Here is a 6,826-nt window from a genome sequence, read left to right as displayed (position 1 = left end):
TTGGGCTGCAAAGCCCTGCCGCATCTCAACCATCTGAGCCTCAAAGCGCTCAGCCGACCGCTGCTGCTCGGCTCGCATTTCGGCCATCTGGGCCTCAAAGCGCTCGGCAGACCGCTGCTGCTCAGCCCGGATCTCGGAGATTTGGGCTGCAAAGCCCTGCCGCATCTCAACCATCTGAGCCTCAAAGCGCTCAGCCGACCGCTGCTGCTCGGCCCGCATTTCTTGGATTTGTTCTTGTTGTTGCTGAAGGTTGCGAATCAGCCACTCCTCTTGTTCTGGGGTCATGGGAAAGGTCTGAAGATATCCCTTCAATTCTAGTCAGTTGGGGATGGGATCCCGTTGAGCTGCCAAGAGAAGGGCATTGACAATGGCAGCAGCAACTGGGGATCCGCCTTTGCGGCCCTCTACGCGAATCTGGGGAACATCCGTTTGCGCCAACGCCTGCTTGGCCTCTTCCACCGCCACAAATCCCACCGGCACTCCGATCACCAAAGCCGGCTTGACCCGCTGTGCCCGAATCTCCTCCACCAAAGCCAGCAACGCGGTGGGGGCATTGCCAACGACAAACAGGGCTTCTGGATAGCGGCGTGCCAAGTTCACCATCCCATTGGCGGCGCGGGTTTGACCGGGCCAACGGGGCTCCTCCACCCAGTCCAAAGCACAGTAGAGGGGGATCCCTTGGGCTTTCAGACCTGACTGGATCCCAGCTGCCACCATCCTGACATCGACAATGACAGGCTGCTTTTGCCGTAGGGCTGCCAGGGCGTGTTCAACGGCGTTGGGGCCGAAGAAAAAGCGATCCCGCAGCTCAAAGTCGGCAGTGGCATGAATGGCACGGCGCACCACCTCATAAGGGATCCCTTGCCAGGGGTGGGGGCCGATCTCCTGATCGATCTGGCGAAAGCTGGCAGCGGTAATCGGGTCTATCCCGAAGGCTTCATCCATTGGGTCTGGGGTTATGGACACAGTCATGCTGGCATGTCCTGGAAGATATAGAAGAACCGGTGGCAAAGTACGTCCTATTAAATGATGAGCCGAGGAAACCACTAAGATTGGTCTAGCCTAAATTGGAGATGAGCCTATTGTTATCACCCACTTCTCCCTTGCACGGACTCGACTCCCATCCTTCCCCTTCTGCTCCCGTCGGCGCCAATTCCGTTGGCGCTCCCGGTTTCTCCTCTGTTGATGCGCCCCCCCCTTCCCCAACGGACAGCGACAGGGATCCCTTGTCGGCTTTGCCTCGCTACGGCTACTCCCAAACCTGGCATTGGCGGGGCTGGCCCATCCATTTCACCTACACCCCCAGTCGCGCCCAAACCCTTGCCGGTGTCGTCAACTTGACGGCAGCTCCGGCCCTTTTAATCCATGGATTTGGAGCGTCAGTGGGTCATTGGCGCCACAACATTCTCCCTCTGGGATCCCAGCGCTCCGTCTATGCCCTCGACCTGCTGGGATTTGGCAAGAGTGCCAAGCCGGAGATTGCCTACAGCGTTGATCTGTGGGTGGAGCAGGTACACGAGTTTTGGCAAACTCACATCCAGCAGCCCAGCATCCTGGTGGGCCATTCCATCGGGGGCTTGGTGGGAGTCATTGCCGCCGCCCGCTATCCCCAGATGGTGAAGGGCCTGTGCTTGATTAGCTGCGCCGATGGGCCCCATCCGGAAGAATTGCCCTCTCCCTGGGATGCTCTGGTGCGAGCCCTCTGCGAAGGGATTCTGTCGTTGCTGGGGTGCCCCCTCACTTATCCCCACCTCTTCAACTGGCTGCGACAAACCGAGGTGCTACGAGCTTGGATCAAGAATGTCTACAAGCGGGATGAGCAGGTGGATGACGAGCTGGTGCAGATCTTCCAGAGACCGGCCTTTGAGCCGGGGGCAGCCCACGTGTTTTTGGACGGTCTGAGGGCCATTCTCTGCCGCCGCTTCGACAGCCCCAAACGCCTGCTGCCCACCCTAAAAATGCCTATCTTGCTACTTTGGGGCCGAGAAGATCCGGCAGTGCCCAGTTTTTTGGCAGACCAATTTAAGCGCTGGCAACCTGCCCTCACCTTGGTGAAGCTGCCGGGAGTAGGCCACTGCGCCCACGACGAGCTGCCTCACTGGGTCAACACCCTCATCGGGGAATGGGCGGCCAGTCTGGAGACCTGCCCTGACTTGCCCACCCCCCTTCAGCGGGATCCCCGAGTTGGCTAGCTCAGCAAGTGATCTGAGCTATTCCCGGCAAGGTGCCACAAGTGAGGGCTATCGGCACAGGGCCCCCCCAGCTTGGAACACCCCCAAGCCAAATCCCAGCCTGCCGCCGGGAAAAGGGATCCCGCTCAGAGATCAGGGGGCAGCTTGAGGATCTGATGCTGGCGCATCCCCTGCCAGCGGCGAATGAGATCGCCATCAATACCGAACTGATCCAACGCCTTCACCACCACAAAATCCACCAAATCTAGGATGGTACGCGGCTGGTGGTACCAAGCTGGAATGGCCGGAACAATGCGCGCCCCCGCTTCTGCCAGAGTGGTCAAGTTGCGCAGGTGGATCAGGCTAAAGGGGGTTTCCCGCGGCACCACCACCAAGCGTCGTCCCTCCTTGAGCTGCACATCAGCAGCCCGCTCCAGCAGATCCGAGCTCAAGCCGGCAGCCAACTTGGCAACTGTACCCATGCTGCACGGGATCACCAACATCCCCTGCGTGCGATAGGAGCCACTGGCAATGGTTGCCCCCACATCCTGCCAGCGATGACAAACTAGGGATCCACCGCTGCTCTCGGCTTGCTGTCGCCAAAAGTGGGCCTGCTTGCGGGGGTCTGTCGGCAGCAGCACCCCTTGTTCTCCCTGCCACACCTGATAGGCCGCTTTGGAGGCCACCACTTCGACGCGGTAGTCCAGGCTGAGCAGAACATGCAGAGCGCGCACAGCATAGAGCATCCCTGAAGCGCCTGATACGCCAAGGATGATAGGCAGAGAGGATGTCAAGGGCCGCTGGGGAACGTCTTCTGCTCAAGTCTAGCGAGGGGAGCCGTCCCTCGCCTGCTCAGGAGATCCCTAACCCACCGCTCCAAAAGACTTGCACAACGCGGGATAAAAATGCTCCTGGCACAGGTTGAAGGCAGCGCTCAAGCCCCAGTCTGACTCTTCTCTGTTAGGTTTGCAGATTTTGCCGCCCGTTGCGGATCACCCGCAAGGACTCCACCAACCGCAACTCCAAGTCTTGCAACACCTGATCCACGTAACGGTGGGCCTCCCGCTGCAGGCGCTCCGATTCCTGCAGTGTCTGTCGCCGCACCTCCTCACTATGTTGATAGGCTTGTTGCAATAACTGCTCCGCCTGAGCTTGGGCCTGTCGCAGAATCGCCGATTCGTTGAGGAGCTGCTCAGCCCTACGTTGGGCCGCGGCCACAATTTCTTGGGCGTAGCGATTGGCCTCTGCCAAGATCCGATCCCGCTGGCGCAGCAGTTCCTCCGCTTCCTCCAGGGCTGTCGGCAGGTTCAGGCGGATAAAGTCTAACTGCTCCAGAATCTTTTCCTCTTCAATAAGGGTGCGAGACCAAAACAGGCGAGGGCTACTGAGAATGGCTGCCTCCAATTGATCCAGGGCCTCCTGGACGCGCATCAGAGCCAGGGTCTGATCCCCAAAGGGTACGCCGGCACGATTGGAAGGATCAGAGGGCAATTCTCGCATCAGTCTATGAAGAGGGGAGGCTGCACTGAGCAAAAGAGCAGATCAGGCAGGATAACGCCTACCATATCAGGTTCTCGGTTTCCTGAATCTGCGCAGTCTCCCCTTCGCTCCAACCACTCTTCGTGAAGTAGATGTTCTTTTTGATATGAGGGGACGATGGACTTTCTCCCTCGCGGAGGCTGTGAGCCAAGCGGCAGAGAGGCTGCTTACCGGTCGGTTGGTGCCACAGCGGCTGGGGAGCCGAGGTTGCTCGGCTGCCAAAAGAGCGCCAATGGAGGAGATTTATAGTCATTTTGAATAGGAATAAAACATTTCCGTTGCCTTGCTCTCCAACCCCCCTCTCCCAGAGAGATGAGCTGGGGGGTCGCGGCAGCGGCGCGGAGCGTTTGGGGAGTGTCTCAATCTAGTTTGAGATGACTACACTTTTTGAGTTGCCGCCAGTTCCCTGAAGATGGCCAGCCTCCAGATGGTTGACAGCTACCTATGGCACACTGAGAAAAAAGGAGTTGGAGCCCCAGCCTCTTATGCCACAACCGCAGCCCCCCAGAAGACTGGAAGACCAGTTTGTGGAGAATGTCTCCCGTTATCCCACTTACTTTATTACCGTTTTGCTGGGGGGGATCTGGGCTGGCCTCCAGCCTTTTGTCGGCCTGTATCGCAAAAGTCCAACAGCGGCGGCTATGGTGACGCTGGGATCCCTTTTGTTGCTTCTATTTGTTTATTTCACCCTGCGAGGCATGACAGGGAATACCTTTTGGCCAGAATAGATACTGGGTTGAGGTTGGGGCCCATGGGCGAAGCTGTGCAGTGGACGCCGGCAGCATAAGCACGCCTCAAGGGGATCCCTCTTTTTCGCCCCACTGCTGACAAGAAGTAAAGTGCTCCGCACCGCTCGCGCGAATGAAAAGTTTGCCCCGGAATGGTGGCGGTCTATGGGCAGGCCAAGCCTCAATTGGCTCTTCAGGGATCCCGGCTGCAAGCTGTAGCGAGGGGATTGGATTTGCCGCTAGCTTGGTAGAGGTGTTCTCCTCCGTTTTTTGAACTCATGGCAGATTGGATCCTGTTGGCGCTGGTGGGTTCTGCAACCTACCTGCTGCTGCAAAAAAGTGTGGCCCGCCTTTCGAAGGTGCCGTGGCGGATCCTGTGGCTGGTGATGATGCTGCCCCCTTTGGTTTGGGTGCTGGGGCGTCAGGTGTTTCAGTACGAATTGCCTCCCTTGCTGATGTTGCTGCTGTTTCTCACCTCCTACTTTACCAGCATGACCTTGGTGAGACGAGGGGGTATTCGACCCTCAACCGGAGGCCCTCGGCCAGAGGTGGAAAACTCCTCTCCAGAAGCGGATCCCTCGCCGGCTGGGGAACCTGAGCCAGAGGAAGAGGAGGAAGACGGCGCCGCAGATCCGGTCTCGCTGGCTCTTGCCCACACCCCCATCTCCGAAGTGCCGCGGGAGAAGCTGAGCCATTGCTTCCCCTGGAACGTCTTTTATTTGCAAAATGTGGAGTACCGCCCCCAGGCGATCATCTGCCGGGGCAACTTGCGGGCGGATCCCAGTGAAGCCTATGAGCGGGTGCAGCAAAACGTGGAAACCACTTTCGGCAAACGCTTTTTGGTGGTGCTGCAGGAGGGGTTTGCCGGCAAGCCCTTTTTTGCCCTGGTGCCCAACCCGGCGGCGCGGCGCTCCCCGGCGGACAGTCGAGAGTTGCCGCTGCTGGCTTTGGGGCTGTTGCTATTCACCTTCTGGACAACCCTCAGTGCTGGGGCCCACGCGGCTGGGGTTAGCCCTGACCGGCTGCTGCATTTGCCCTCTCTGATGAAAGGATTGCCCTATGCGGTCGGGATCCTTGCCATTTTGGGATCCCATGAGTGGACTCGTTACTGGGTGGCCCGCCGCCACCACATCAAAACCTCGCTGCCCTATTTCATCCCGGTGCCTTTTGTCCTAGGGACTTTTGGGGCGTTTATCCAGTTGAAAGAGCCGGTGCCCAACCGCAAGGTGTTGTTTGATATCGCCGCCGCCGGGCCGCTGGCAGGGAGTCTTGTTGCTTTGGGCATGCTGTTGCTGGGGCTGTTGTTTTCAGCGCCTGCAGATCCTCCCGCGGTGCCGGAGGGGCAGCCGACCCCGATTAGTTTTCATCGCATTGACCCGCGCCTATCGGTGCTGCTGGCAATTCTGGCCCGCATGGTGCTGGGGGATCAGTTGCAGCCGGGGCAGGTGATCGAGCTGCACCCGCTGGCCTTTGCCGGCTGGCTGGGCTTGGTGGTGATTGCCTTTAACCTCATGCCGGTGGGCCAACTGGATGGAGGGCACATTGTCCACGCAGTGTATGGACAGCAGATGGGAGCGAATGTGGGCCGGGTAGCCCGCTGGTTGGTGTTGCTGCTGGCTTTGACGGTGCAGCCTTGGCTGTTGCTCTGGGCGCTGCTGCTGTTTGTGATTTCCAGTGCTGACGAGCCGGCCCTCAACGATGTGACGGAACTGGACGAGGCCCGGGATCTGCTGGGGCTGGGGATGCTAACGCTGCTGGTGCTGATCCTGCTGCCGGTACCGCCGTTTTTGCAAAATGGACTGGGCTTGGCCTAGATCCGGGGTAGGATCCAAACCGCCCCTGACCTCGTTCTCCTCTCATGCAACGCAGCTTAATTGTTCAAAAGTACGGCGGTACCTCTGTCGGCTCTGTGGAGCGTATCCAGGCCGTGGCTCAACGGGTGGCCCACACGGTGAAGGCAGGGCATCGGGTGGTGGTGGTGGTCTCGGCGATGGGGGATGAAACCGATCGCCTTGTGGGCTTGGGGGAGCAGATCTTGCAGGGATCCCCGACCACGCCGGCTCAGTTGCGGGAATGGGATATGCTCCTTTCCACCGGTGAGCAGGTGAGCATTGCCCTGGTGGCCTTGGCGCTGCAACGCTTGGGGTGTCCTGCCCTTTCCCTGACGGCAGCCCAGGTGGGCATTGTCACCACTCGGGATCACAGCCGGGCCCGCATTTTGCACATCCACACCGACCGCCTGTGGCAGCACCTGGAGCGGGAAGAGGTGGTGGTGGTGGCCGGGTTTCAGGGCATCACCAGCCTGGCGGAGCTGGAGATCACCACCCTGGGTCGGGGGGGATCCGACACCACGGCGGTGGCCTTGGCAGTGGCTTTGGGAGCAGAGCT

At 59.4% G+C, this 6,826-nt stretch carries 6 protein-coding genes and 2 pseudogenes; 4 read left to right on the top strand and 4 right to left on the bottom strand.

What is annotated here, in order from left to right; translation table 11 throughout:
* Both NW837_RS04820 and NW837_RS04815 read right to left on the bottom strand, forming a co-directional pair.
* Positions 1 to 285, bottom strand: a pseudogene (locus NW837_RS04820) (hypothetical protein); the annotation flags it as partial.
* Positions 286 to 318: 33 nt separating this feature from the next.
* The gene (locus NW837_RS04815; protein ID WP_414329503.1) at positions 319 to 972 is read right to left on the bottom strand and encodes a cobalt-precorrin-8X methylmutase; all 654 of its coding nucleotides are present in this window, start codon (positions 970 to 972) and stop codon (positions 319 to 321) included.
* Between the two features lie 101 nt (positions 973 to 1,073).
* On the opposite strand from NW837_RS04815, the gene NW837_RS04810 reads away from it, so the two are divergent.
* Entirely contained in the window at positions 1,074 to 2,192 is a 1,119-nt protein-coding gene (locus tag NW837_RS04810) for an alpha/beta fold hydrolase (protein WP_414329502.1), read from the top strand.
* Between the two features lie 125 nt (positions 2,193 to 2,317).
* On the opposite strand, the gene NW837_RS04805 is transcribed toward NW837_RS04810, so the two are convergent.
* Both NW837_RS04805 and NW837_RS04800 read right to left on the bottom strand, forming a co-directional pair.
* Positions 2,318 to 2,965 (bottom strand): flavin prenyltransferase UbiX, encoded by a 648-nt coding sequence (locus tag NW837_RS04805; RefSeq protein WP_011431889.1) that lies wholly within the window; start codon positions 2,963 to 2,965, stop codon positions 2,318 to 2,320.
* 166 nt (positions 2,966 to 3,131) lie between these two features.
* A complete protein-coding gene (locus tag NW837_RS04800; protein ID WP_238376845.1) occupies positions 3,132 to 3,662 on the bottom strand; it encodes a hypothetical protein in 531 nt (176 codons plus the stop codon).
* 533 nt (positions 3,663 to 4,195) lie between these two features.
* On the opposite strand from NW837_RS04800, the gene NW837_RS04795 reads away from it, so the two are divergent.
* From NW837_RS04795 to NW837_RS04785, 3 genes and pseudogenes are all read left to right on the top strand, one after another.
* Positions 4,196 to 4,438: a DUF751 family protein gene (locus tag NW837_RS04795; protein WP_041436092.1), complete on the top strand. Its 243-nt coding sequence runs from the start codon at positions 4,196 to 4,198 to the stop codon at positions 4,436 to 4,438.
* Between the two features lie 278 nt (positions 4,439 to 4,716).
* Positions 4,717 to 6,252: a site-2 protease family protein gene (locus tag NW837_RS04790; protein ID WP_011431885.1), complete on the top strand. Its 1,536-nt coding sequence runs from the start codon at positions 4,717 to 4,719 to the stop codon at positions 6,250 to 6,252.
* Between the two features lie 44 nt (positions 6,253 to 6,296).
* A pseudogene (locus NW837_RS04785) lies at positions 6,297 to 6,826 on the top strand (aspartate kinase); the annotation flags it as partial.

The organism is Synechococcus sp. R6-10, from assembly GCF_047461815.1.
Lineage (GTDB): Bacteria > Cyanobacteriota > Cyanobacteriia > Thermostichales > Thermostichaceae > Thermostichus.
This window is presented reverse-complemented; position numbering and strand designations above follow the sequence as displayed.

Coding starts and splice junctions, on each gene's coding strand:
- NW837_RS04810 (WP_414329502.1), top strand. CDS start 1,074: ATGAGCCTATTGTTATCACCCACTTCTCCCTTGCACGGACTCGACTCC.
- NW837_RS04815 (WP_414329503.1), bottom strand. CDS start 972: ATGACTGTGTCCATAACCCCAGACCCAATGGATGAAGCCTTCGGGATA.
- NW837_RS04790 (WP_011431885.1), top strand. CDS start 4,717: ATGGCAGATTGGATCCTGTTGGCGCTGGTGGGTTCTGCAACCTACCTG.
- NW837_RS04795 (WP_041436092.1), top strand. CDS start 4,196: ATGCCACAACCGCAGCCCCCCAGAAGACTGGAAGACCAGTTTGTGGAG.